Origin of the sequence: Rickettsia argasii T170-B (assembly GCF_000965185.1) — a bacterium.
GTDB classification, from domain to species: domain Bacteria; phylum Pseudomonadota; class Alphaproteobacteria; order Rickettsiales; family Rickettsiaceae; genus Rickettsia; species Rickettsia rickettsii.
This window is the reverse complement of record NZ_LAOQ01000003.1, coordinates 185,703-211,716: the sequence shown is the minus strand read 5'-3', so window position 1 is coordinate 211,716 and position 26,014 is coordinate 185,703. Positions and strand designations below refer to the sequence as shown.

Sequence of the window (26,014 nt, the reverse complement as noted above, 5' to 3'; positions counted from 1 at the left end):
TTCCGCAAAAGCTGGAATCCAGAAAAATAACTTCAACATATAATACAACATACATATTTGATAAAATAAGCATATAAAAAATCATATATTAATATAACATTTGAAGAATTTTAAAAGGAGCGTAATGTATGAAAAATTTTATATTCACGTCTGAGTCAGTTGCTGAAGGGCATCCGGACAAAATTGCCGATCAAATTTCAGATACGGTACTTGATGAGATTCTAAAACAAGACCCTAACGGTCGTGTTGCCTGTGAAACATTTGTAACAACCGGTCTAGTTCTAGTGAGCGGCCTAGTACCTATGTGGATATTGAGCAAATAGTACGTAGCAAGATACAAGAAATCGGCTATAATAATCCAAATTATGGATTTGACGGTAGCTGTTGTGCAGTAATTTCAGCTATCATTAAACAATCACCCGATATAGCTATGGGTGTTGACAATGCAAATGACGATGAAATAGGTGCAGGAGACCAAGGTATGGTTTTCGGTTATGCCTGTAATGAAACGGATAGTTTCATGCCCGCACCAATTTACTACGCTCATTTATTAATGAAAAGGCAAGCATATTTACGTAAACAAAATGTCTTGTCTTGGCTTAGACCCGATGCAAAATCTCAAGTCACGTTACGATATGAAAATAACAAACAAATTGCCATTGATACAGTAGTTTTATCAACTCAGCATCATCCGGAAATACAACAAAAAGACCTGATTGAAGCAGTAATGGAAGAAATTATTAAACAGGCATTACCAAGCAATTTACTTCATCAAGACACTAAATACCTAATTAATCCGACGAGTCGGTTTGTTATAGGCGGTCCCGTTGCAGATTGCGGTTTAACCAGTAGGGAAATTATCGTGGACAGCTATGAAGGAATGGCAAGAAACGGCGGCGGTTGCTTTTCTGGAAAAGATCCAACAAAAATAGATAGATCGGCTGTTTACATGGCACGCTATATTGCTAAGAATATAGTAGGAGCAGGACTTGCCGATCGCTGTGAAATACAAATATCCTACGCAATAGGCGTAGCTGCTCCCGTATCTGTTTATGCTGAAACTTGCGGTACTAGCACATTAAGCAACGAACAAATTACTAAGCTCATAACACAGTATTTTGATATGCGTCCAGGAAGAATTTATTAAACATCTTAAGCTTCGCACTCCATGTTATCAAAAAACGGCTTCTTACGGTCATTTCGGCCGAGAAGACGCAAATTTTACATGGGAACAATTAGATAAAGTAAATATATTGAGGTGAGTAATTATTGACATTTATTTATTCGTAATACATGATTATTTTTATCCCTGTTTAACTAATTAGTTAAAAATATAGCTGAGAATATAAATAATGATAGAAAGTTCGGTAACTTAGAAAATTATGATAATCAACTTACAAATACTGCTCTAAAAGAGAATAACCAAAATAAGCTGAAAGAACATTATGACAATATCACTCAAGCCTTAAATAACATACGGAAATATGAGTATGAAGCAAAAGCAACTCAGTACTGCGAAATGCTTGACGATGCCCGTACCTATGATAAATCCACAAAAGATTATAATTTAGGCTCAGTTCATTTTATAAGGGCTAGCGTATAAAGCTTTAAATCCTGACGAAAATACAGGTAAAAAATTAGACCATTTTATGGATAGCTTAGATGAGATTTATAAGCAATCCTTTTTACGTAATTTAACTAGCTCAACTGAATTACCACCAGCAGAACAGTTAAAAAAATTTTTAGAAAAAACTACAGATGAAATATATGATAAACTGCAAAAAACCGGAGAAGCATATTTATCATATTCTAATGCTCCTACTAATACAGGATTACATGCAAATGTTATAAAATATTCTAAAGAAAACGGAAAAAATTATCGTATATATATATAATGCCGGTGCTGGGGTAAGAGCAGATAATTCAAAGCTAAATCAAACACCAAAAGATCAATTCTCTAAAATAAATGAAACAATAGAAGCAAGAAGTAAAGCAAAATTCAGCTCAATTAAATATGCACTCAAAAATCAAACAGATAAAGAAATAAAAGATAATATATTTTCTATATTATCTATAAATGAAATAGAAGCAATAAAAGCTCATAATAACGAAATCAACAGATTCAAATCGGAGCAATTGATTAATCCAACAGCTGATTCAAGAAGAACAGTTACCGGACAAACTTTAGGGAATTGTAGTAGCAGGTCAATAAGAGAAGCTTTAAGAGACAATGTACCGGATTCAGAATTTCGTGAAATATATGATTTTATTACACAAAATCAAGTATCACAAATAATATCAAACTTAGAAAGTGAACAAAAAAATTTAGCAAATATCTTAAATATACCTTTAATAAAAGAACAAAGTATCTCAAATACAACTTATCAAAATTAATTTCAAAAAGATATTGCCAATTCAGCTACTAATTATTTTGATACTTTTTTTTATAATGAAGGGCATACACCAAGCACAAAAGAAAAGTGATTTAATAAAGTTGCTGAAGAATCTAATTTAAAGTATATCAAGATTGATCTAGTAGATTTTTTATCTACTGTATTTCCCTATAAGGACACTGATTTACCTATTACCGAGGATCTTTTTAAGCCTGTTATAAACCATATCCAAACTTGTTTTGAAGATCATGAAATCGCTCCCTCAAAAAAAGTTTTAGAAAATTATAGATTATATAAATCTAATAAAGAACAAATCATTAAAGAGCTATCAGCAAAATGCTTAAATGATAAAAATGTAAATATACTTATCAAAGCACAAATACAAACGAAAATAGCAAACCGCCCGGCATAGATATTTTCCAACAAATGAAACAAAGTAATACTAACCCTAAACCGCTAGAGCTATCGGAAGAACATAAGAAATTGGATAATGTCATAAAAGATATGGCACAAAAATACAAAATGACTATACCGGAAGCAAAAGCATCTGAAGAAATCACTCAAATGGTCAAAGATTTATAGTAAAAATAAACTTAATGAAGAAATAACACCTATAAAAGCTCAAAAATTAGTAGATGAATTTACACAGCAAACTCTAGATATTTTTGGAGAGAATAAATTAAGAGACTCACCTATAATTGAAACAAAAAACGCGCATATTAATATACCGCTCCTGAACTTAGAAAAACAAGAAACTACTAACCTTAACTTGGATATAATATACTCAAAAAATTCGCCTGTATCAAGCTTTTTGAATGACGCTGTACTTAAAGAAGAAAAACAAAATTTAGTAAATGCACTAATAACTGAAGTTAATAAAAATCTACCTAATAATACAGGAGTATTAGAAGATAAAAAATAAGAAGTTAAAACCGATAATACATGCAATAAAAATTCAGAACCTAAAAAACAAACTATCAAAAATAAATTTTATAAGTATTTAAGTAAATTAACGAGAAAATTGGGATTAAAATCCATAAGTAATTATCTTAAAGAATTAATTAAAGCCCCAAATCTTGAGCAAAATATCAATTTAGAAAAAGAAGCAAAGTTAATAGCAGACAAACATCGACTAACAAAATATATGGAACTTAGCGATAATAAAAATAATAATGCAGTATTTAGCGGTAAAAAAACATCAAAGAATATTACTCAATTATAGATTCATTTTACCGTCAATTCAGATATTGCCTATAAAAAGTTGACTCAAGGTTTCGATGTCATTCCTGCGAGGCTTTGTTGCATGGCTCGGTTTTTTCGTCATTGCGAGGAAAATTACGAGGTAATTGTACGTCTGCAATCTCAAGTTTGTTATTATTTCATGAGATTGCCACGCAGCCTATGGCTGCTCACAATGACGACCCGGTATCACACAACAATGCCTTGCGGGAATGACAGCGGAAAACCGAACCACGCAACAACTACACTATTTACTATATCCTTTTAAAATCTCAAAATCTTGCCCTTGGAGCAAAAATTTTTCAGGTAATGTAATTTTTGCTATAAAATTCTTTACATCTGCGCTTTGTAAATAGATTGTAGCTTTAGCATTACTCTGATCTTCGTTATTTATACGAGCTGCAAGCAAGGTTACTATCTGCCGTAATTCTTCATGATTTTGTGGATAAAACTGTAGTTCAAATTGTTTATTATTAATTGCATCCTCAATTGATGAAAAGCTTTTTGCCGTTAGTTTTATTCCTCCCTCATCTTTAACTATGTCACAATTAACAACTACCAAACTTTTAACATCAAGTAAATGTACATAATCTTTTAAAACTTCCTCACTAAAAATACTAAGTTCAAAGATATTCTCAGGATCGGAAAGCACGAGCGTCACAAACCTACCTCTTGCCGACATACGAGAATCCTTTTTTTGTATTACACCGGCAAGATTTACTCGGTTAGTACCATCAGGTAAGTTATTATGTAAATCCGCAGTATTTAAAATATTTAAACGACTAAATATTTCTTGATATTCCGTAAGAGGATGATTAGAGATAAATAAACCCATAGCCTCAAATTCATAAAAGGCTAAAGTATTTTTATCGGCATAATCGCTTGATACTAAAATAGTTGGACTTAAACTAGAAACTTTAATTAAGCTAAATTGATTAGATTCCTGCTCTTCGTGATATGCAGTTGAATAAGAAAGCAATTTTGGAATGCTTGACAATAATTGCAATCGATTATCATGCAGCTCATCAAAACAGCCTGACTTGATTAAATTTTCCAATAATTTACTATTAATAGATTTGGGGGGTAATCTTTCAATAAAATCAGTAATTGATTTAAACGCCCCTCTTGCTTTTCGCTCATCCGTTACTAACTTACCGAAATTCGGCGTAACTCCCTTAATAGCACCTAAGGCAAAGATTATTGCACCCGCGATGTCATACCGTGGCTTGACCACGGTATCTTTTGAAATTTCCTGGATACCGCGATCAAGTTGCGGTATGACAGGCTTTACACTATGCGGGATGACAGTGTCCGAAAACTTTACACTAAAATACCCTTCAGAAATATTAATATTAGGTGCAATAATTTTTATGCCGTTATCTTTTGCTTCTTGTAAAAATAAATTAATTTTATCGTGATTATTCAATTCAAGATTTAAGCATGCTACTAAAAATTCAGCAGGATAATTAGCTTTAAGATATGCAGTTTGGTATGAAATAACACCGTAAGACGCAGCATGTGCCTTATTAAAACCGTATCCGGCAAATTTAGCCACGGTTGCAAAAATGGATTTAGCTTGAGATTCCGAAATATTATTAGCAATTGCTCCTTTAACAAAAATTGCTTCCTGCTCCTCCATTTCTTTTTTTATCTTCTTACCCATTGCTCTACGAAGTAAATCGGCAGCTCCTAGTGTATAACCTGCAAGAACCTGAGCAATTCTTTGTACCTGCTCCTGATATATCACCACTCCGTAAGTTTCTTCTAAGATTGGTTTCAATAGCTCATGTAAATAATCAGGCTGTTGTAATTTATGCTTACAAGCTATATAGGTAGGAATATTTTCCATAGGACCAGGACGGTATAACGCACCAAGAGCTATCAAATCATGTATAGAATCAGGTTTAAGGCGTCTAAGTGCATCTTTCATCCCGATACTTTCAAATTGGAAAACGCCGACTCCTTTACCTTTACACAACATTTGATAAGTCTTATTATCATCAAACGTCATATTGTTAAAATCTACTTCTATCCCTTGCTCTTTAAGCAGTTTCTTACAATCGGTAATAACCGTTAGGGTTTGTAGCCCTAAAAAATCAAATTTAATTAAACCGGCAATCTCAGAATATTTCATAGAATAACCGACTACCAGCATATCGGAGTTAGCATCTTTATATACCGGTACTATATCGACTAAATCAGTACCTGCTATTACGATTCCTGCAGCATGAGTTGAGGAATGCCTATGCAGCCCCTCAAGAATTAACGAAGTATCAAGCACTAGCTTAATTAACTCCGCTTCACCGTCTAAATTATACAGCCCATTACCTTTAGCGGCATTTGCAAGCTCCGGAACTTCACGCATTGCCTGTTCTAAGCTAACTGGATTAACTGCACTAAAAGGGACAAGCTCCGTTAGATAATCAGCGAATTTATAAGGTAAGCTAAGAACACGAGCGACATCCTTAATTACAGCCTTTGCCTGCATCTTACCGAAAGTTATAATCTGTCCTACTCTATTATTACCGTATTTGGAACGTACGTAATTAATTACTTCCTCACGCCTTTCCTGACAAAAATCAATATCAAAATCAGGCATTGAAATACGTTCAGGATTTAAAAATCTTTCAAATAATAAGCCAAATTTAATCGGATCGAGATCAGTAATAAGCAAGCTCCAAGCAACAACCGAGCCTGCTCCCGATCCTCTACCCGGTCCGACTAAAATACCCTCTTTTTTACTCCATTTAATAAAATCAGATACAATCAAAAAATAACCGGCAAAATTCATATTACAGATAATATCCAGCTCATAATTAAGACGAGCAAAATATTCGGTTTTCAATTCTTCTTGATTCTCTAACGAAATATTTTCAGATTTAAACTTTGTAGCAAGCCTTGCAAGCAACCCTTCTTTTGCATCTTTTTTAATTAAATCCGTTTCACTAATATCTTTGGTGGCAAAATTAGGCAGCATCGGCGGGTTTGCATGTGCGGCAAAATAACAACGCTCTCTTAAATTCACGGTATTTTGGATGGCACTAGGTAAATCGGAAAAAAGCTCTATCATCTCATGCGGTGATCTAAAATAACAATTTTCGCTAACTGTTTTTCGATCCAAATATTCTTTAGTAACACCGGCTGATATACATAACAATACATCATGTGCATCATGCATGCTTTTCTCACTAAACAAAACTTTATTAGTAGCAACAAGCGGAATAGCAAGCTCGGCAGCAATTCTAATATAACTATCCTCAATAAACTGTTCTTCCGGTATCTCATGTCTCATAATCTCAAAGTAAAAACGATCTCCTAAAATTTCCTGTAATTTACGTGCAAACAGCATCGCTTGCTCCTCGTTGCGAGCTAGCAAGCATTTTCCGACAATACCGTCGGTATAACAGCATAATCCTATTAATCCTTCTTGATATTCGATTAAATCTTCAAAATCAATGTGATCGCATATCTTACGATCATTTTTAATAAAAGTAAGACTTGATAGTTTGAGTAAATTTTTATAACCAGTTTCATCTTTAGCTATAAGCAAAATTTGAGCAAAAATATCTATATCGTATTTTATATTTAGAATAACTCCGTGTATCGGCTGCAGTCCTTTTTTTACTGCACATAATGCAAACTCTAATGAGCCGAATAAATTTCCCTTATCTGCCAAACAAATAGCAGACATTTTATTCGATGAAGCAAGTTCTACTACCTTCTCAATCGTTAATGCACTTTCTAGAAAAGAATAAGAGCTTTGAGTTCTTAAATGAATAAATTCAGGTCGCATTTTAAATTAATGTTAAAGTTTATTGTCTTACTGTATGACTCCTTATGTCATCCCCGTAGACTTTTTATGTTATGTCCGCGTAGGCGGAAATCCAGGGTAAAGCGAGATAAATCGAACTTTTAAAAAGTTTTAAAGTACTGGATTCACGCCTACGCGGACATAACATCGGAAGCCTTAACGACAAGACTAAATTTTACTTCCGACTGCATAATATCTAAAACCGATTTTTTTCATTGCTTCATTATCTAGTATATTTCTAAGATCAATGATTATAGGCGATTTTACTAAATCATAAATTTCTTGCCAATTAAGTTCTTTAAATTCTGACCATTCAGTTGCAATAACTATAATATCTACTGATTTACAGGCGTCAACTGCTGAATCTAAATATAGCAAATTTTTATGTTCCAAATTCTTTTTAGCATTTTCAAGACCGATAGGATCAAATGCTTTAATATATACATCTTTATTTAATAAGATCTTTACAATTGCGATGGCAGGGCTTGCTCTTACATCATCTGTTCCTGCTTTATATGTTAAGCCTAAAATTGCTATATTTTTACCTTTTAAATCTCCGTCTAACAAAGTAGCTATTTTATCTACCATATTACTTGGACGCTGCTTATTACTTTTAATTACTGCCTTAAGAATCCTACAATCTATATAATGATTTTCTACAAGATTATTTAACGCTAGAATATCTTTTGGAAAGCACGAACCGCCAAAACCAGGTCCTGCATTTAAAAAATTTTGACCGATTCTTTGGTCAAGTCCTACACCTTTAGATAAATCTTTAATATTACCGCCGATTTTTTCACATAAATCAGCCATCTCATTAATAAAAGCAATTTTGGTAGCTAAGAAACTATTTGAAGCATATTTAATAAGTTCGCTCGTCACTAAATCGGTAACCACAAACTTTGCACCTTGTAAAGGTGCATAAATTTTTCGCAATATTTCCTCTGATTCTTTATTATTTACACCGATAACTATACGATCAGGATATAAAAAATCTTCTACCGCACTACCCTCTCTTAAAAACTCAGGATTAGAAGCAACATTAAATGAAAAGCCTCTTGATTTTAAATAAGCTATAATATTACTGCAACTACCGGGCGGAACGGTAGATTTTATGACTATTAAACAATCTTTATTTATATGCTCGAAAACTTTATCAATAGCATCATAAACATATTTTAAATCCGCTTCTCCCAAACATTTTAAAGGTGTACCGACCGTAATAAATATTGCATCAGCATTTTGAAGTTCATTATTATAAATATTTGTAAATTTTAACCTATCAGATTCTAAAGCTTGCTTAAGATACTCATCAAGTTTAGCTTCATAAATCGGTAATATTTGCTTATTTAATTTGGATATTTTAACCTCATCATTATCAAGACAAGTAACATTATGACCTAAATAGCCCATAATAATACCTGAGACTAATCCCACATATCCGCTACCGATAAATGTAATATTCATAATTTTTTGTGATTTTTATATTAAATTTTTAAATTATACGTTATATTCCAAGTGTATACCTCAAATAAATGAAGAGTAGTATAGACGAAGCTCAATTTCAAAAAGTACAAGGAGTCCACAAGACGAGGAACAGAGCGTATACTTAATACGTGAGTACCGGAGTACTTGTAGGATGACGTAGCCAATTTTTGCAGTTCTATCCGAGTATATAAAGCTTTTATCATATTTCAATAGATTTACAAGCTCAAATGAATTTTATTAAAAAAACCTTTATTAGTATTTTTATAATTCTGATTTCATTATCTTTGGCTATAACTCTAACTGTTTATAGTGCAAATAAAGGACACTTAAATGAACCTTTGAAAAAAATAATTGAATTTTATTTAAGTAAAAATGATATAAAGGCTGTACTACATAATTTAGAATTTAAAGAAAACCGATTATCCATAGATAAAATTTCCTTAAGTCTTATAGATATGCTAGAGGAGAAATTAACGATTTTAATCTTTTCTTTAATTTCAAAAATTTCTTCTCTAATTCGTTAATAGAGGCTAATTTTAATATCGATAAAATTTCCGTAATTTCAAATAACGATGAAGAGATTATAAATACTTCAACGACCGGTGATTATTCGTTAAATATAATTAAAAAAGATTCCCTAACCGACATACGACTAACTTCAATAAAAAGTGATATCTTAACTGATGAGCAAGGAGCAGACTTACCTCTAGGAAATGCTTTATGCTCATATAAAACCACCTATTCTAAAAATAATCCAAAGACCGTTAATTGCAAACTCACCTTTGGGGACAAAGCTTTTTTATCACTAAGCGGTATAATAACCGATAAAAATATCGATGCAAGTGCAGCTGCCGCAAATATGCCTTTAATAATTTATCAAACAGTCGAAAAAATTATTCCGAATAATCCTATAATCTCATATTTACGAGAACATATAAAACAAGGTTACATCCAAAACGGAGAATTAAATATTAAATTAGATAAAAAATTTTTAAAAAAAAATATTTTAGTAGAAGATAATTTAAAAGCAAATTTACATATCTCGAATTTTGAATATAAATATCATACAGATTTACCGCCTTTGACTAAAGTTGATACTAATATAATCATTTCAGGACCGGAAATAAAATTTCTAATTAATGAAGCATATAGCGGTAAAAGTGTCGTTTCAGACGGTATTATGACTTTCAAATGGGAAGGACTGGATAAATCACAATTTGTGTTTAATGCTACTGCTAAAGGTGAAATTAATGACTTAATTGCCTTTGTTCCAAATGATGCATATCAAAATATTAAAGCTCAAAATATTGATCTTAAAACAATCAAAGGAACGGCAAATTCAATAATAGAGCTAATAATTCCTATTAGCCCCAACATCCCTAATAGCTATAATGTTTTGTCGACATTAACAAATATCTCTTTTAACACATTAGATAATAATATCCTATTACAAAACGGTGAAGCCAAAGGTAGTTTTAAAGATAATAAACTAAATATTAGCGGTAAAGGTAACATTAATAATTATGCAAGCAGCTTTACTTATGATCATGATATATCGGATAAAAATAATGAGTGTTTACTTAAAATAAAAAGCAATATTGCAGCAAATAATCAAAGATTTGGAGTATTTAAATTAATTTCAGGCAGCACCGTTTTAAATTTTGAGTATAAAAAACAGCATAATAATGAGAGTTTTATTACCGTTAATTCTAATCTTAATAATTTAGAATTTTATATAGATAAAGTATCTATTCATAAAAAATTATATAAAAAAGCCAATTTATATTTATATACTAAATTAAATGATAAAAATTTCGATAGAAATATTGAATTTAACCTTTCAGGGCAGGATAATCTAAAAATTAACGGTAATGCCTTAATTAAGAAAAATATTTATAATATTAATCTAGCCTCTGTTAAACATAATCATACGGATTTAAAAGGAAAAATAATCATAGATAACCATAATCTTAATACGGCACTTTATGGAAACAGATTAGATTTATCAAATGCTAATATGATGCAGTTTTTAGAAAAAGCGGGAGATTCTACACGTAATATTAATTTAAAAACTAATATATCAAAAATACTTTTAAAGAATAATATAATTCTAGGTAATCTTGATTTAGCAATTAAATGTGATAAAGTGCGGTGTTTCTCCGGCTTTCTAAATGCTAATATTGATAATAAAAAAGTTAAGATGTCGCTTACCGCTAAGGAAACTTTTGAACAATGGTTCATTGAATCCGATAATGCCGGAGCATTACTTAAGGGACTCGGAATGTATACCACTATGCAAAACGGTCAAATTAACATCAACTTAAATACAAAAAGATATGAAGTAAAAAAAGGTGAAATAGTGCCAATATTAGACGGCAAATTTTCTATAAAACATTTTACGGTAGTCGATACTCCTTTTTTAACACGGCTTGTTTCCTTTGTTTCGTTGCCGGGTTTTCTTAGTTCAATCACTAATAATAAAAATATTTTATTTGAAGATATGAGAGGTAAATTTAATTATAGAGGAAATATAATTACAATTTTTGATACGGAAGCACATGGACCGTTCTTTGATTTTACTATGACAGGTAATATTGATACCAAGCAGCAATTAATTATGGTTAAAGGAAATGTTATTCCTTCCTTTTTCTTAATCAGCACTATTGTAACTAAAATACCGGTAGTCGGTAAAATATTTTCCAAAGTCGCTCCTTACTCCCTAAAAATGAAATATTAAGTAACTATTTAAAGCTATTAGATTTCGTGTACAAAATTTTTAATCATTCCTTTATGTCATTCCTGCGAGGCATTATTGCGTGTGTACCTAATCGTCATTACGAGCGACTGAAAGCGTTGTTGCATTGCTCAAAAAACGTGTTCGGCGTTATACCGTGGCTTGACCACGGTACCCAAAAAACAACTAAGAATGCTAACGATATTAGTATTTTTAACTGGGTCCTGCTACAAACTTGCGGGATGACAGAGGTGGAAGTAAGACATGCAACAAAGCCACAACTGCAAGGAGCGTGGTGGCAATTCAGAAATAATAATAGAATATTCTGTAAATCAGAATTTTTTACTGGATTGCTTCGTCGAAACTTACAGTTTTTCCTCACAATGACGTTTAAGATCAATTCATGCAAGAATGACATAAATAACAATACATATTTAATCGGTATTTTACTTTTAGGCTTAATTTCCGGTCTTACGTTCAATTTAATTTTTTTTACAGTTCCATATCAATTATCCGAAGCAAAATACACCACTGATATAATAGGTTCGATATCACTAGCTGCCTTTCCGTATTGCTTAAAGGTCATATGGTCACCTTTTATAGATAAATACTCTATACCTTTTTTATGTTCTAAATTCGGTCACAGGCGTGGCTGGGCATTGGTATCACAAATATTTTTAATCCTAGCGATGACGGGGTTCTTAAACATAAGCCCTTGTAATAACTTATATATTACTGCAATTATCTTATTTATTATTTCATTCTGCAGTTCTACACAAGATATTGTACTTGATGCATATAGAATTGAGAGACCTACATCTAAAGAAGAGCTTTCAATGGCTTTTACCTTTAGTAGCATAGGGTTTCGTTTAGGTATGTTACTTGGCAGCGTCGGTACTTTATATTCATCAATTATTTTCGGCTGGAATACAGTATATAAATTTGCTCTATTCATTACTCTAATTGGACCTATAGTAATTTTATGTATCAAAGAACCACCATCAAAAGAAATATACCATACAACTACTAATTTAATAGGATTACAACAATATTTTGAAGTGATTAAAAAAAGTATTATCTCCTTAAAAAATGAACAGCAATATTTACTGCTAATTATATTGTTTATCTTTTTATATAAGGCTGCAGATTCTATACCTATGGCTATGAGTTCGCCTTTATTGCTCGATTTAAGTTTTACTACTCATGAAATTGCCGTTATTTACAAAGCTTACGGGTTACTAATCATGATCGTCGGAGGAGCTTTAAGCGGCGTTTTAGCTGCAAAAATTGGTATATTTCATAGTGTCTTAATTGGTGGAGTTACTCAATTATTATCACCTCTTATGTTTATGATTCTTGCTACTATCGGCTATGATATAAAGACATTTATAATAACTGTTACAGTACAAAATTTTTGTGCAGGCTTTGCAGGAACTATTATCTCTATCTACTTTGCTAGCCTTTGCAATAGTGAATTTGTTGCCACACAATATTCTATTATTGCATCTTTTAGCTCGCTTAGCCGTATTATTCTAGCTAGCCTTGGCGGTATTTGTGCAAAATATCTTACTTGGCCTGTATTCTTTTTAGGTAATACTCTGTTTAGCATGTTATTTATCCCGATATTTTATAAAATATATAGAAAGAAACTAGGCTTTGTGAATATTTCTAAAAAGATATGACAATTATTAAAAAAAGTTTATAATATTGATATATATATTTCTGCGAAATGAAGAGTCAGAATTTTTATGAAACTATATAGTTTTCAAGAACATTTATTAGAATTAAAAACAAGGCTTCTTAGAATATTTACTGCTTTTATAATTATATTTGCTATTTGCTATTATTTTAGCGACAATATTTATAGTGTTTTATTAAAACCGCTTGCTAAGCTAAGCGGTGATACGGTACGAAATATAATTTATACAGGGCTTACAGAAGCATTTTTTACCTATATTAAACTTGCAGCTTTTACTGCTTTTACTATTATTATACCTATAATTGCTTTGGAGTGTTATTTATTTATCAGTCCCGGGTTACACCGCCATGAAAAAAAAATTATCGCTTTTATTCTTTTTATGTCGCCTATTTTATTTTGGTGCGGTAGTATTTTTGTTTTTTACTTTGTAATGCCGAAAGCTTGGAATTTTTTTCTTAGTTTTGAAAAACGTGATATGATAGTACCGATAGTTTTGGAAGCAAGAATTAGCGAGTATCTAAATTTAGTTATTCATTTAATTATTGCTTTTGGCGTTGCCTTTCAGCTACCAGTTGTGATAATGATATTAAATATACTAAAAATAGTTAAGGTACAAACACTTAAGCAAAAAAGATGCATTGCCGTGGTAATTAACTTTATTATTGCAGGAATATTAACGCCTCCTGACATTTTAAGCCAGTTTGCTCTTGCAATACCGCTACTTTTATTATATGAAACTTCAATAATGATATGTAATTTTATAGAAAAACTGAGGACACTAAATGTTAAATATCAAATGGATTAGAGAAAATAAAGAATTGTTCGATCAAAAGCTTAGCCAAAGATTTATTGAACCTATGTCTAGTAAAATTGCTATGCTCGACGGAGAGAAAAGAAAAATTACGAGTTTAATTCAAGAATTTCAGCATGCACGTAAGGTAAAATCAAAGATTTTAGGTAATATGGCCTCTAAAAGCGGCGAAGAGTTTGAAGGGTTACAAAGAGATGTCAAACATATAAATGAGAAGTTGGAAGCACTTGAACAGGATCTAAATAATAATAACGAATTAAATGAACTATTAAATATGTTTCCTAATATTCCGGACGAAGAAGTACCTTACGGAATGGATGAAAGTATGAATAAATTAGTTCGTACTTACGGAGAGACAAATCCAAATGCTTTGAATAAACAGCATTTTGAACTAGGTATAAAATTAAATTTAATGGATTTTGAACAAACTGCTAAAATTTCTGGAACTAGATTTGTAACGTTAAAAGGTGATTTAGCAAAGCTAGAACGTGCTTTAATTAATTTTATGGTTGATGTTCATACTAAAGAGTGGGATTTCTTTGAGATATCACCTCCGGTATTAGTGCGAGATAATGCTATGTATAATGCAGGACAACTACCTAAATTTGCCGAAGAGTCTTTTGTAACAACCAATGGTTACAGACTAATTCCAACCGCAGAAGTATCTTTAATAAATATAGTCGCCGATACTATTATACCAAGAGAAAAATTACCGATGCGTTATGTTGCTTACACCCCGTGCTTTAGATCAGAAGCAGGTAGTAGCGGTAGAGATACAAGAGGTATGATTAGATTACATCAGTTCGGTAAAGTTGAGCTAGTATCTATTACTACCCCTGAAGAATCAAAAAATGAGCATGAATATATAACTAATGCATCAGAGACTATTTTACAAAAACTGAATCTTCCTTATCGTGTTATGTTACTTTGCACCGGAGATATGGGATTTGCGGCAAAAAAAACCTATGATATAGAAGTATGGCTTCCGGGACAAAAGCAATATCGTGAAATTGCTAGCTGTTCTAATTGTGGAGATTTTCAAGCACGTAGAATGAAAGCAAGATATAAAGAATTCGGCAGTAACGAAACTACCTTAGTTCATACTTTAAATGCTTCAGGATTACCTATCGGAAGAACTATGGTTGCAATACTTGAAAATTATCAGAATGAAGATGGCTCAATAACTATACCGGATGTCTTGATAAATTACATGGGAGGATTACAAAAAATCACTGCCTATAGTGAATAATTGTTTATTAAAGATAGATAATAAGGTAAAGTTTCTAGTTGTTGTTAAATTGGCTTTGTTGCATGGCTCTTATGTCATTCCCGCTTTCGCGGGAATGACATCGAGTAGAGGTCTACGGCTGCTCGCAATGACGACTCTAGCATCCACACAGGCAAAGTTCATTAGTATATACTCCTGTGAAATGAAGAGTTGTTATACGAAGTTCAACTTGAAAAATTGGCTACGTCGTCTTTGTAAGTCCTCGGATACTCACTTATTAAGTATACGCTCCGCCCCTCGGCTTACAGACTCCTTGCTCTTTTCCAAGTTGAACGAGTATACAAAACGATAATTTAAATTCAGGTTATTTGTGTTTAGTGGTTTACGAAAATTTGACAAAGATATATATAATTATAATGCTCCTAATTTTATACCTATAGCATGTCATTATAATGAAAATACTTTACTTACCAAAGACGGTAAATTACTACAAATTATCAAAATACACGGCATTACCTCAGAGAAAATAAGTGATAACATACAAAATTTACGTGAAATGGTTAGAGTTTCTATAAAAAAGAATATAACCGATTATAATTTTGCTTTTTGGCTACATACAATACGAGAAAAACAAAATTTAGACGATTCAACTCCTTACAAAAAATTATTACCGGCAAATATTCATACCCTATGGCAAAGAAAAAACCATTGGAATGATAAATTCGTTAATACTTTATATATATCTATAGTACATGATTCTGCTAAAGTTAACATCACAAATTTTAACTCTTTAATAAATTCTTTATCTAATAAATTAATTACTGATTTTGAAAATAACTACTTAGATGCAGCGTTTCAAAAATTAGACAATATCACTAATAATATTTTAAATGATTTAAACGAATTTGGTGCTGAAAAACTCGGTATAATATTTGAAAATGATAATGTTTTTTCTAATCCTTTATTTTTATATAATCGAATAGCTAACCTTAATAATAATGATTGTTTGGTACCTATAATAGATTTATCCGATGCACTAGGTAGAAGTATTTATACAATTAGAAGTGATAAAGTGGTAGTTACGGATCATGAGCAAAATAATAAATTCGCTTCTTTACTATCTATAAAAGAATATCATGAAACTCCTTCTAATACACTGGATAAATTTTTACAGTTACCGATTGAATTAATAATAACTGAAATATTTTACTTTGTTAGCAAAAAACAAGTAATATCCAAATTGCGTGGTCAAGATTATATTCTAAAAATTACTAACGACTCAACTTTACTTAATCACAAAGGGATTAATAAGCTTGATGCAGCTAATTTAGATTTTCAATTTTGTAATCAGCAAATTTCAATTGCCGTTATAGAAGAAGATGAAAATAAACTAGATGCAGCCGTAGCTAAAGCATCAACCGAACTTTTTAAACTTGGTATTATTCATGTAAAAGAAGATATTAATATTGAGCAAATATTTTGGTCGCAATTACCTGCTAACTTTGCCTTTATACGTAAAATGTCGCCATTATCCGTAGAGCATATTGCTTCTCTTACCGCTCTTCATAATACTACACTCGGTAATCAATATAATCCTTGGGGTAAGGCTATAACTTTACTGCGAACCGAGAAAGGTACTCCATATTTCATGAATTTTCATGATAAAACGAATAAAGGTAATACTTGCATCTTTGGTACGGGGAAAACCGGCAAAACCGTATTATTGAACTTTTTAATATCAGAATCGACTAAATACGATCCAACAATAATTTATATCTCTAATAATAATGATTCTAAAATTTTTATCGAGGCAATAGAAGGCAAATGGTTAGAACCGGACAAACAAATTATCAATCCATTTTTAGTAGATGATACAGAAAAATCACAAGCATTCATTTTAGAATTTTTAAAATTAATCAGTGGTCATTATATTTCACCTCTTAGCGAAATAGAGATATCCTTTCTAGAGAAATTAAAAAATAAAATTTTATCAATTGAAAAAGAAAAACGTATTTTTTCCGATATTTTAAAATTAGAAGATTTTAAGGAGGAAGGAGGAATACAAATACTTGATAACTTAAAGTTTTTACCGAAGAACAATTATATTCCGGATTATTTGACGGATCGTCTCTTAACATTGAAGAAGGGCAAGTTATAGGGTTTAATTTATATAAACTTTCTGATGAGCCGTTTTCTAAACAATTTTACCCGACGGAGAGAAAATTTTTAGAACAATTTAATAATAATTTACAGAAACACCAAAGTATTAGTGCAGCAGCAATTTATGCTCTTACTTATCATTTAAGTCTAGTTGGCACAAAACCTAAAATATTTGCTGCCGATAATTTTGATAAACTTTATAGACCTGAGATTTATTATGATAATATAAATTTAATCTATAATAATTTGTCTCAAAATAACGGTATTTTCGTCAGTAATTTCAATTTTATTTATCTTAAGTCATATCCAAAATATACTATAAAACCTTGGCTTGATTTAATTAATACTAAAATTATTCTACCATCTGAAGTTAAAATAGAAGATTTAGATAAAATTTTAGGTTTAAGCGAGCCGGAAATAAAAAAATTATCACAGCTAATACTTTCTGCAAGAATGTTCTTAATTAGTAAGGATAATGAATCGATAGCTTCTGAATTAAGTATTGCCGCTTTAATAGGAGTTGTCCGTATTTTATCAAGCAGACAGGAGGAAATGGATATTTATAAAAAAATACTTGAACAACACCAAGGTCCTCCGGATAATTGGGTTAATTACCTATATAATGAGTTAAATACGGACTAATATTTCACTCTGTCATCCCGTGATTTATTATGGGATCCAAAAAAATTAAAAAGGACTGGATCCCGCTACAAGCTCGTGGGATGACAATAATTTATTATGAACTATAAAAACAACGAGCATAAAGAATACTCAAAGTGTTAAAAAAATATTTACTATTTTTCTTATTTTCATTTTTCTCATTTAATGTATATGCATCTATTTGGGATGATATAGTCACTTGTCTTAACGATCCATGTAATTGCGGTCAAAGTGAGAGAACGGAAATTTGGAATAAGGATGGAGGCATCAATGCAAAGCCAAGAGGACCTTTTAAACCAGGCACATTATGTCCTCCTTGGAATAAAAGCGACGGCCGTAATAATGATACTTGTTTATTAAAATTTGATTACCCAGGTACATTTATCGGTTTTTTACTCAATAGATGTGCGGAAGAAGCCCCTGATAGTAGTTACTTTACTCCAAAAATTCGTATTAGAGTTCAAAGCTGTAATGCCATAGCTTGTTGGCACCAAAACTCTACTTTAAATTGGGATGGAGAATGTGTATTATGGCCTACAGGTTACGGTATACCTCTAACTAGAGTCTGTGCTAGAATTGCCGTACCGGATATGCCTCCACCTCCCGGAATAAATGCCCCACCTTCCCCTGCAGATCCAGGTTATACCGATGGAGTACATCTCAATAAAGTCGGTTATACAGAAACTGATAATAAGATAATCGGTGTAGACGGAAAAATAGTTACCTTAAAACCTCCTAAACTTTGTGCTTATAGCGATCCTGGACTTGTTAACCTTGTTTCAGATTCCGGTGTACATCTTGATCCGGTGGACTGGAATCCTAATCGTCAACCTCTTCATCACACTAACGAACTTAGCCCTATTGCAAAAGTATTAAAATTTTTAGTTGAAACGATAAAAGGAGCAAGTTTACCAAGTTTATTAGGTCAGCTTCTTGGTATGATAGATCAAAATTCAGAATTTATAAAAGTACTTCAATCAATACTTAATGCAATAGGAAAGATTTTTAATTTTTTTCCTACTTTAATAATAAAAATTATTGAAGCACTTGGGTCATTAAACGGTTCTGTAGATAGCTATTCTTTTGGTTGTGTACAATTACCTTTGGGGCCTTTTCCACCACCATATTGTCCAAATTTAGATTATATTAGCATTAATGCGAGTGCTCATAATGTATGTAGCATAAAAGATGCAAGCGGCCAGTTTGACCAATCTTCTACTAGTCCAGCTTGTGTAGTGCCATCTAATATTAATGTTAAAAACAATATTGTTAATAATACCATACGTGTTAGCTTTAGCAATCTTGTTCCGCTTTGCACGAGTTCTCGCTCTGACCTCAAAACTTGTGTAGAACCACGTAATATAGATTTTTCTTCAGCAAAAATTACTCATACTAATACGGCTTTTAAAGATTTAATTAAATCGTGTAAGAATACTTCAGGCGACACTCCATGTATTAATACAGAAATTTCTACGCCATGTAGTGTTACGGCTAACGGTTGTAATGAGGGATTTAGAATAGTATATTCGCAGAAAATTGGAAATGTAGAAACACCCAGCGATTACTACATAAGCGATATACCGGACTGTCCAAGTTCTAATTCAACTACCTGTCAAAAAGTGTGGGGAGTTAATATCGGCGAATTTAAGGATGTAAGCGTAAAATTTCCTGAGGTACAAAAGCAAGATACAACTAGCTTAATGCCTATAAAGACAGATGTCATCTTAAAAGACAATAACGGTAAAGATAGAAAGCTTTATGTCTCTATTAGTAATACCGAAGACGATAAGCAAAATCCTAATAATATTTGCTTATTTGAGTCCGGTAGTTTAATAGATTGCGTACCGAGAGTAAATCATTCTTACAGCTTAGCTACTTATGAATGTGCAAAGCAATATGCCGGAATTACCTGTACTAATAATAGCAATCCCAACGATGCTTATTATAAACCGCAATTCGTTGCATCAGTACAAGTAAGAGAAGGCGACAATATCATAGATGAAACAAGCACTCTTGTAACGCCGTTAGCATACGCCGGACCTCCACCTCCCAACCCCACTGACACCGAAAGCATAGTAATGCTTGCCGGTTATAAGTATAGTTCTTCCGTTGCGTTTATACCTAAAGATCCAAAGGAAGATAAATATATTGCTATGCCGTTTTCAGGAGAGAATGCTCTAAATCAGTTGACTATTCACGGTAAATATAAAGACGATAAAGCACCTTATGATAGTAATGGAAATCCTGACTCAAGTGCGGTATATTTAAAATATTTAGAATATATAAACGGTAAATATATCCAAGGTGGAACGCATACCTGCTTGATGCCGAAAAATTTCCAACATTGTAACCCTATGCCGCGTCCTACTTTACCTGATGGATCACCTATGCACGGTTACAATAATGACTCAATAAATTGTGTACTTGCTAAACTCAACAACAACGATACTATAAATTGTAAAGATTTTAAAAATAAATATAACGTTAAATATCCAAATCTTGGCTTATGTAAAAAAGATACAGATCTAACGCGCTGTACTCTAGAAGAAACAGTGTCAGGTCCAGGAAGAGGTATTACAATTTATACTTGCAATATAAATAAGATTCCGAGTAAATGCTATACCAATAACGATAAGGCTAATACTCCTATATGTGTTTTAAGTAGGGATTATACAGATAGAATCGAGCCGAAACCTAACATAGGACCAATATTAGTACCGGTAGATCCTTCAAAATATTATACAGTGACATATACAAAAGGAGATAACAATACTCCTCCTGAGCCGACATATAAAGCTGAGACTGAGGATGTAAGAGATAAAACTTGGCAAGAGCTAAATCTTTGTGCTCCTATATTAGTACCTACTTGTGCTAAAATTCCTAGCACAGAGAAAGCTCCTTCCGGTAACAATCACGGTAATGCAGAATGGCCTGAAAGCGATATAGGAGAACTTGCAAAAGGAAAATGCCCGACGAATTGGATACCTATTGATCCTAATAAACCTTTAGAACGCTATTGTTTATCATATTTTGATAGAAAGGTTGTCGAGTTTGAACCTTTAGGCCACAATGTCGGCTGTAGAGAATTTAAAGGATTACCTATAAAAGTTGGTTATAACGACTTTCCATCAGACCAATTACTTGAGACCCCTTATAATCCGGTAACTAAAATAGGTGACTATATCTTCAACAAAAAACCGGTACCACATGGGAGCATTATGGCATTTCCAAAGGATGGAGCAAGTATAGCTGCAGCAAATAAACCGGACAATACAATATTGCATACTGTAGAATTCAAAGTAACTTTAGATGCAATAATGGACGATATTGAGTATTTTGAAGTAAAAGATTTATGGTATGATGATTGCACATTAATATATGTCAACGGCACAAAGTTACTTAGCCTCCCTACTAACGTTGATTCTCTAGATGAGAAAAGGTACTGTAACAATGGAAATGACCAAGGTCAAGCATTACAAGCTAAAAATTTACCGATTGATATAAAGCGTTATTTAAAACAAGGAGAAAATACTATAAGATTCCAGCTAAGAGTTATGTTTGATGGAGGACTATATTTTCACATGCAATATAAAATGAAGAGATAAATAAATGAGTTGGATTATTTTTTATACGGTAATCGCTGCTTTACTGATTCTCGATTTGGGAATAATACACAAAAAAAATACCATAATGAGTTTTAAAGAAAGCATACTTTTTAGTCTTTTCTATCTTGTAATAGCTTGTTCATTCGGTATCTATGTTTACTATAATACGGGAGCAGATCATGCTCGTGAATATTATACTTGCTTTCTCATTGAGAAAGCTATGTCACTTGATAATATTTTTGTTATCTCTATTATGTTCCAATTTTTTAAAATTCCCGGGCAATATCAACATCGTGTTTTATTTTTCGGTATAATAGGCGTAATAATATTCAGAGCCGTAATGATTTACGGCGGTATTATTCTTATAAATAAATTTACCTGGTTATTATATATTTTTGCCGTAATACTTATTACTACAGGTATAAAAACTTTCTATGTATCACATAAAACTTTTGATATACAGAATTCTTATATTTACAAGTCAATAATAAAAAATCTAAATATTACCCCTAACCTTGAAGGGGATAAATTTGTTGTTAAACGTAATAACAAACTATATTGCACCCCCCTTTTTATATCTCTAGTACTGATAGAAGCAATAGATTTAGTCTTTGCTATAGATAGTATACCGGCAATATTCGCAATTACTAATGATGTTTATATAATTTATACTTCAAATATTTTTGCTATTTTAGGGCTTAGAGCGTTATTCTTTTGTTCAGCAGAAATTGTAGAACGTTTCAGTTATATAAAATATTCTTTGGCTTTAATTTTAATATTTATCAGCTTTAAAATATTTATTCATCATTATATAGCGATTCCGGCATATGTTGCGTTAACTGTAACTATTACTTTATTACTATTTGGTATAATTGCTTCCATAATTAGGAAAAATATGATTGACCATTAATAAAGGGGGTATATAATATTTTTTTATTTTGCAATTATAATGACTAAATTACTAAAATCATTTTTTATTACTATCATCATTTTTAATAACATTGCTTGCGCAAAAGAAACAGGGTTCTATATAGGAGCAGAAGGTGGAATAGTTGAACCGGTCGTTAGTAAATTCCGACATAAACACTCAAATACCAAAATAATTTTAAAAAAATCAAGTATGTATAGTGGGAAAATAGGCTATATAATATATCCACAGATAGCTATTGAATGCTCAGCAACTTATCACCCTAAATATCGTCTGCATTACGTATTACCTCAGCAAAATTTAAGTAATGGTCTCACTATTCCTAAAACCCCAGGTAATACTACCGTATTATCAAATATATATATGCTAAATCTTATTTATGATTTAGAAAAAATAAAAACTTGCACACCTTTTGTAATACTTGGAGGTGGAATAGCACAAGTAAAAGTTAAGCCTACCTCTTCTAGGTGGAGTGTTATAAATAGCGATTATTTTAAAGTAAGAAAAACTCATAAAAATTGTGTTGCTTGGCAAGCAGGTCTTGGAATTTCACAAGATGTAACTTCAAGTTTAAGTATTGATGCAACTGCAAAATTACAAACGGCATATAGAGTAAGAATTAATTATGATACACTTGATATGAAAACGGGGCAATTCGTGCCAGCAAAGCCTATCAAAAAAACTATAGCCGTTGGAGAATTTGGCGTAGGATTTACTTATAGATTGCCATTTTAATAATTCTATGATTTATATGAAAGCTACAATGTCATCCCGCGAGATGACACGAATAATTCAACTATATAAGGAAAAAATATGTCTCCAAAAGCTACTAACTCTTCTTCTACCCCTAACGGTCATGATAAGATGGCAAAAAAAACACATTCCGCACAATCCGTTGTTAACGGTGCGGTTTCAGATCATAACACTTATGATGAAGTACCGTATGAAAGCTACCCATATGCTCTTACAAATCCTTATCACTTAAGTACACTTGCAACTCTTTTCGGTGTAAATGCTCCTGAAGTCGAGAATGCAAAAATATTAGAGCTTGGTTGTGCAGCAGGCGGTAATTTAATACCACATGCAGTTCTTTATCCAAAAGCTTATTTTGTTGGGGTTGATTTGTCTAAGGTACAAATTGACGAAGCAAATAAAAATGTTAAAGCACTAGGATTAAAAAATATAGAATTCTATCATTGTTCGATAACCGACATTAACGATTCTTTCGGTAAGTTTGATTATATAATTTGCCATGGCGTAATTTCTTGGGTACCAAAAACCGTTAGAGATAAAATTTTTGAAGTTTGTAATAAAAATCTTAGTCCAAACGGAATAGCATATATTAGCTATAATACCCTCCCTGGCTGGAATATGGTCCGTACTATTAGAGATATGATGATGTATCATTCTAGCTCATTTGCAAATGTACGGGATAGAATAGCTCAATCTAGATTGTTCCTAGAATTTGTGAAGGATAGCTTAGAAAACTCTAAAACTCCTTATGCAGAAGCATTAAAAACCGAAGCAGGGCTACTTGCTAAACAAACCGATCATTATTTACGTCATGATCATCTAGAAGAAGAAAATGCTCAATTCTACTTCTATGAATTTATGAATGAAGCAAGAAAGCACAATTTACAATATTTAGCCGATTGTAATCTTTCGACTATGTATCTCGGTAATATGCCGCCGAAAGTAGTAGAGCAGTTAAAAGCGGTAAACGATATAGTTAGAACCGAACAATATATGGATTTCATTACGAATCGTCGTTTTAGAACCACTTTACTATGTCATAGTGATGTGAAAATTAATAGAAGTATTAACAATGATGATATAACGAAATTTAATATAATCTTTAATATAGTGCCTGAAAAACCACTCAAAGAAGTAGATCTTAATAATGCTTCCGAAAATTTAAAATTCTTCTTAAACGGCAATCAAGACTCCAACTTAACAACTAGTTCGCCTTATATGAAAGCTATTTTATACACTTTCAGCGAAAATCTAAATAATCCGTTAAGCTTTGAGAAAATAACCACTGAAGCTAATAAAAAGCTACATAATACTAAATTAAACGAAATCAAAGCTGAGCTTTTAAATAATGCAATGAAGCTAGTACTACAAGGTTATATTAGTATTACAAATCAGAAGCATCGAAATAACCCTGAGCTTGATAAGCCTAAAACAACAAAAATGGTGATACATCAAGCAACCAATACACCTTCTATGTGGGTTACAAATTTAAAACACGAACCGATCGGCGTTAATTTCTTTGAGAAGTTTGCACTTAGATATATGGATGGTAAACATGATAAACAAGCAATCATTGAGGCTGTACTTGGTCATGTAGAAAAAGGCGAGCTAACTTTAAGTAAAGAAGGTCAAAAAGTAGAAAACAAGGAAGAAATACGCAAAGAACTAGAAAGCTTATTTATTCCGATGATCAAGAAATTTTCTTCTAATGCTTTGTTGGTGTAGCCAATTTGCACTCTGTCATACCGTGGTCTTGCCACGGTATCCATGATACTAAACAAAAATTATTTATTGATTCTCCTACGCCAATGGCGTATAATTATTATGAGTAAAAAACTGATTTCAGTTGTTGAGCTTCCAGAGTTTCAAAAATTCGCTAAGAATAATTGAAATGAAAAAGAATGCTTTGAAATAATACATTACATTGCTGCTAATCCTGACCAAGGTGATATAATAAAAGGCACTGGAGGTATAAGAAAGTTACGATTTACTTTAAGTAGTAATAATAAAGGTAAAAGTGGCAGTATAAGAATAATTTATTTTTACTACAATGAAAATATGCCGGTATTTTTAATAACCGGTTTTATAAAAAGTAAGATGGAAAATATTAATCATAATAGTTGTAATGAATTAAAAAAACTAACTGAAGAATTGGTAAAATTATATGTCGGACGAGGCAAAAATGATAATAAAAATACTAATCAAACAAACAAAAGTATATTAATTGGAATGCAAGAGGCTGTTTTATACACTAAAGGAAAATTAAAAGCAAATAAACATGATATAAAATTATCTAATATAGACGTGCATGAAGCAAGAGATAAGTTAAAATTAACACAACAACAATTTGCTACAACATTTGGAGTGAGTGTTGCAACTTTAAGAAACTGGGAACAAGGCAGAAGATTACCTACCGGAGCTGCAAAATTACTTCTTAAGATTATTGAGAAAGAACCTAATGTTGTAAAACGAGTTTTACGAGGATAAAATAGAGATAAGACACAA

15 protein-coding genes and 4 pseudogenes are annotated in these 26,014 nt (G+C 31.9%); 16 read left to right on the top strand and 3 right to left on the bottom strand.

The window, feature by feature from the left end:
- The first annotated feature begins 128 nt into the window (after window positions 1-128).
- From metK to RAT170B_RS10540, 5 genes and pseudogenes are all read left to right on the top strand, one after another.
- Window positions 129-1,262, top strand: a pseudogene (metK, locus tag RAT170B_RS09835) (methionine adenosyltransferase).
- A 71-nt stretch (window positions 1,263-1,333) separates the two neighbouring features.
- Entirely contained in the window at window positions 1,334-1,603 is a 270-nt protein-coding gene (locus RAT170B_RS08840) for a hypothetical protein (RefSeq protein ID WP_082068668.1), read from the top strand.
- A gap of 46 nt (window positions 1,604-1,649) precedes the next feature.
- Window positions 1,650-1,912: pseudogene (locus RAT170B_RS04885) on the top strand (hypothetical protein).
- Window positions 1,913-2,136: 224 nt separating this feature from the next.
- Complete coding sequence (locus RAT170B_RS04880) at window positions 2,137-2,394, top strand: hypothetical protein (RefSeq protein WP_014014792.1); 258 nt, start codon at window positions 2,137-2,139, stop codon at window positions 2,392-2,394.
- Between the two features lie 425 nt (window positions 2,395-2,819).
- On the top strand, window positions 2,820-2,975 hold the full coding sequence (locus RAT170B_RS10540) for a hypothetical protein (RefSeq protein ID WP_167535736.1): 156 nt from the start codon (window positions 2,820-2,822) through the stop codon (window positions 2,973-2,975).
- Between the two features lie 39 nt (window positions 2,976-3,014).
- Here RAT170B_RS10540 and RAT170B_RS10535 read toward each other — a convergent pair whose 3' ends face one another.
- Window positions 3,015-3,374: a hypothetical protein gene (locus tag RAT170B_RS10535; protein WP_186786286.1), complete on the bottom strand. Its 360-nt coding sequence runs from the start codon at window positions 3,372-3,374 to the stop codon at window positions 3,015-3,017.
- Between the two features lie 40 nt (window positions 3,375-3,414).
- On the opposite strand from RAT170B_RS10535, the gene RAT170B_RS04875 reads away from it, so the two are divergent.
- Window positions 3,415-3,615, top strand: coding sequence for a hypothetical protein (locus RAT170B_RS04875; protein ID WP_024704371.1), 201 nt, complete (start codon window positions 3,415-3,417; stop codon window positions 3,613-3,615).
- A 264-nt stretch (window positions 3,616-3,879) separates the two neighbouring features.
- Here RAT170B_RS04875 and dnaE read toward each other — a convergent pair whose 3' ends face one another.
- On the bottom strand, window positions 3,880-7,425 hold the full coding sequence (gene dnaE, locus RAT170B_RS04870; protein WP_045805743.1) for a DNA polymerase III subunit alpha: 3,546 nt from the start codon (window positions 7,423-7,425) through the stop codon (window positions 3,880-3,882).
- Window positions 7,426-7,611: 186 nt separating this feature from the next.
- The gene (locus RAT170B_RS04865) at window positions 7,612-8,910 is read right to left on the bottom strand and encodes a UDP-glucose dehydrogenase family protein (protein WP_045805742.1); all 1,299 of its coding nucleotides are present in this window, start codon (window positions 8,908-8,910) and stop codon (window positions 7,612-7,614) included.
- Between the two features lie 248 nt (window positions 8,911-9,158).
- Here RAT170B_RS04865 and RAT170B_RS04860 point away from each other — a divergent pair.
- The 10 genes and pseudogenes from RAT170B_RS04860 to RAT170B_RS10530 all read left to right on the top strand — a co-directional run bounded on the left by RAT170B_RS04860 (window position 9,159) and on the right by RAT170B_RS10530 (window position 25,996).
- A pseudogene (locus RAT170B_RS04860) lies at window positions 9,159-11,668 on the top strand (AsmA-like C-terminal region-containing protein).
- A gap of 26 nt (window positions 11,669-11,694) precedes the next feature.
- Entirely contained in the window at window positions 11,695-13,347 is a 1,653-nt protein-coding gene (locus RAT170B_RS04855) for an MFS transporter (RefSeq protein ID WP_261368716.1), read from the top strand.
- Window positions 13,348-13,413: 66 nt separating this feature from the next.
- Complete coding sequence (gene tatC, locus RAT170B_RS04850; RefSeq protein WP_045805740.1) at window positions 13,414-14,169, top strand: twin-arginine translocase subunit TatC; 756 nt, start codon at window positions 13,414-13,416, stop codon at window positions 14,167-14,169.
- Entirely contained in the window at window positions 14,147-15,424 is a 1,278-nt protein-coding gene (gene serS, locus RAT170B_RS04845) for a serine--tRNA ligase (protein ID WP_045805739.1), read from the top strand. Before tatC ends, serS begins: the two co-directional genes overlap by 23 nt.
- A gap of 349 nt (window positions 15,425-15,773) precedes the next feature.
- A pseudogene (locus RAT170B_RS04840) lies at window positions 15,774-18,205 on the top strand (VirB4 family type IV secretion/conjugal transfer ATPase).
- 134 nt (window positions 18,206-18,339) lie between these two features.
- Window positions 18,340-21,828, top strand: coding sequence for a hypothetical protein (locus tag RAT170B_RS04835; RefSeq protein ID WP_045805738.1), 3,489 nt, complete (start codon window positions 18,340-18,342; stop codon window positions 21,826-21,828).
- Between the two features lie 4 nt (window positions 21,829-21,832).
- Window positions 21,833-22,738 (top strand): TerC/Alx family metal homeostasis membrane protein, encoded by a 906-nt coding sequence (locus RAT170B_RS04830; RefSeq protein WP_045805737.1) that lies wholly within the window; start codon window positions 21,833-21,835, stop codon window positions 22,736-22,738.
- Window positions 22,739-22,777: 39 nt separating this feature from the next.
- The gene (locus tag RAT170B_RS04825; protein WP_045805736.1) at window positions 22,778-23,491 is read left to right on the top strand and encodes an outer membrane protein; all 714 of its coding nucleotides are present in this window, start codon (window positions 22,778-22,780) and stop codon (window positions 23,489-23,491) included.
- Window positions 23,492-23,569: 78 nt separating this feature from the next.
- Complete coding sequence (locus RAT170B_RS04820; protein ID WP_045805735.1) at window positions 23,570-25,234, top strand: methyltransferase regulatory domain-containing protein; 1,665 nt, start codon at window positions 23,570-23,572, stop codon at window positions 25,232-25,234.
- 300 nt (window positions 25,235-25,534) lie between these two features.
- Window positions 25,535-25,996 (top strand): helix-turn-helix domain-containing protein, encoded by a 462-nt coding sequence (locus tag RAT170B_RS10530; protein ID WP_261368723.1) that lies wholly within the window; start codon window positions 25,535-25,537, stop codon window positions 25,994-25,996.
- The last annotated feature ends 18 nt before the right edge of the window (window positions 25,997-26,014 follow it).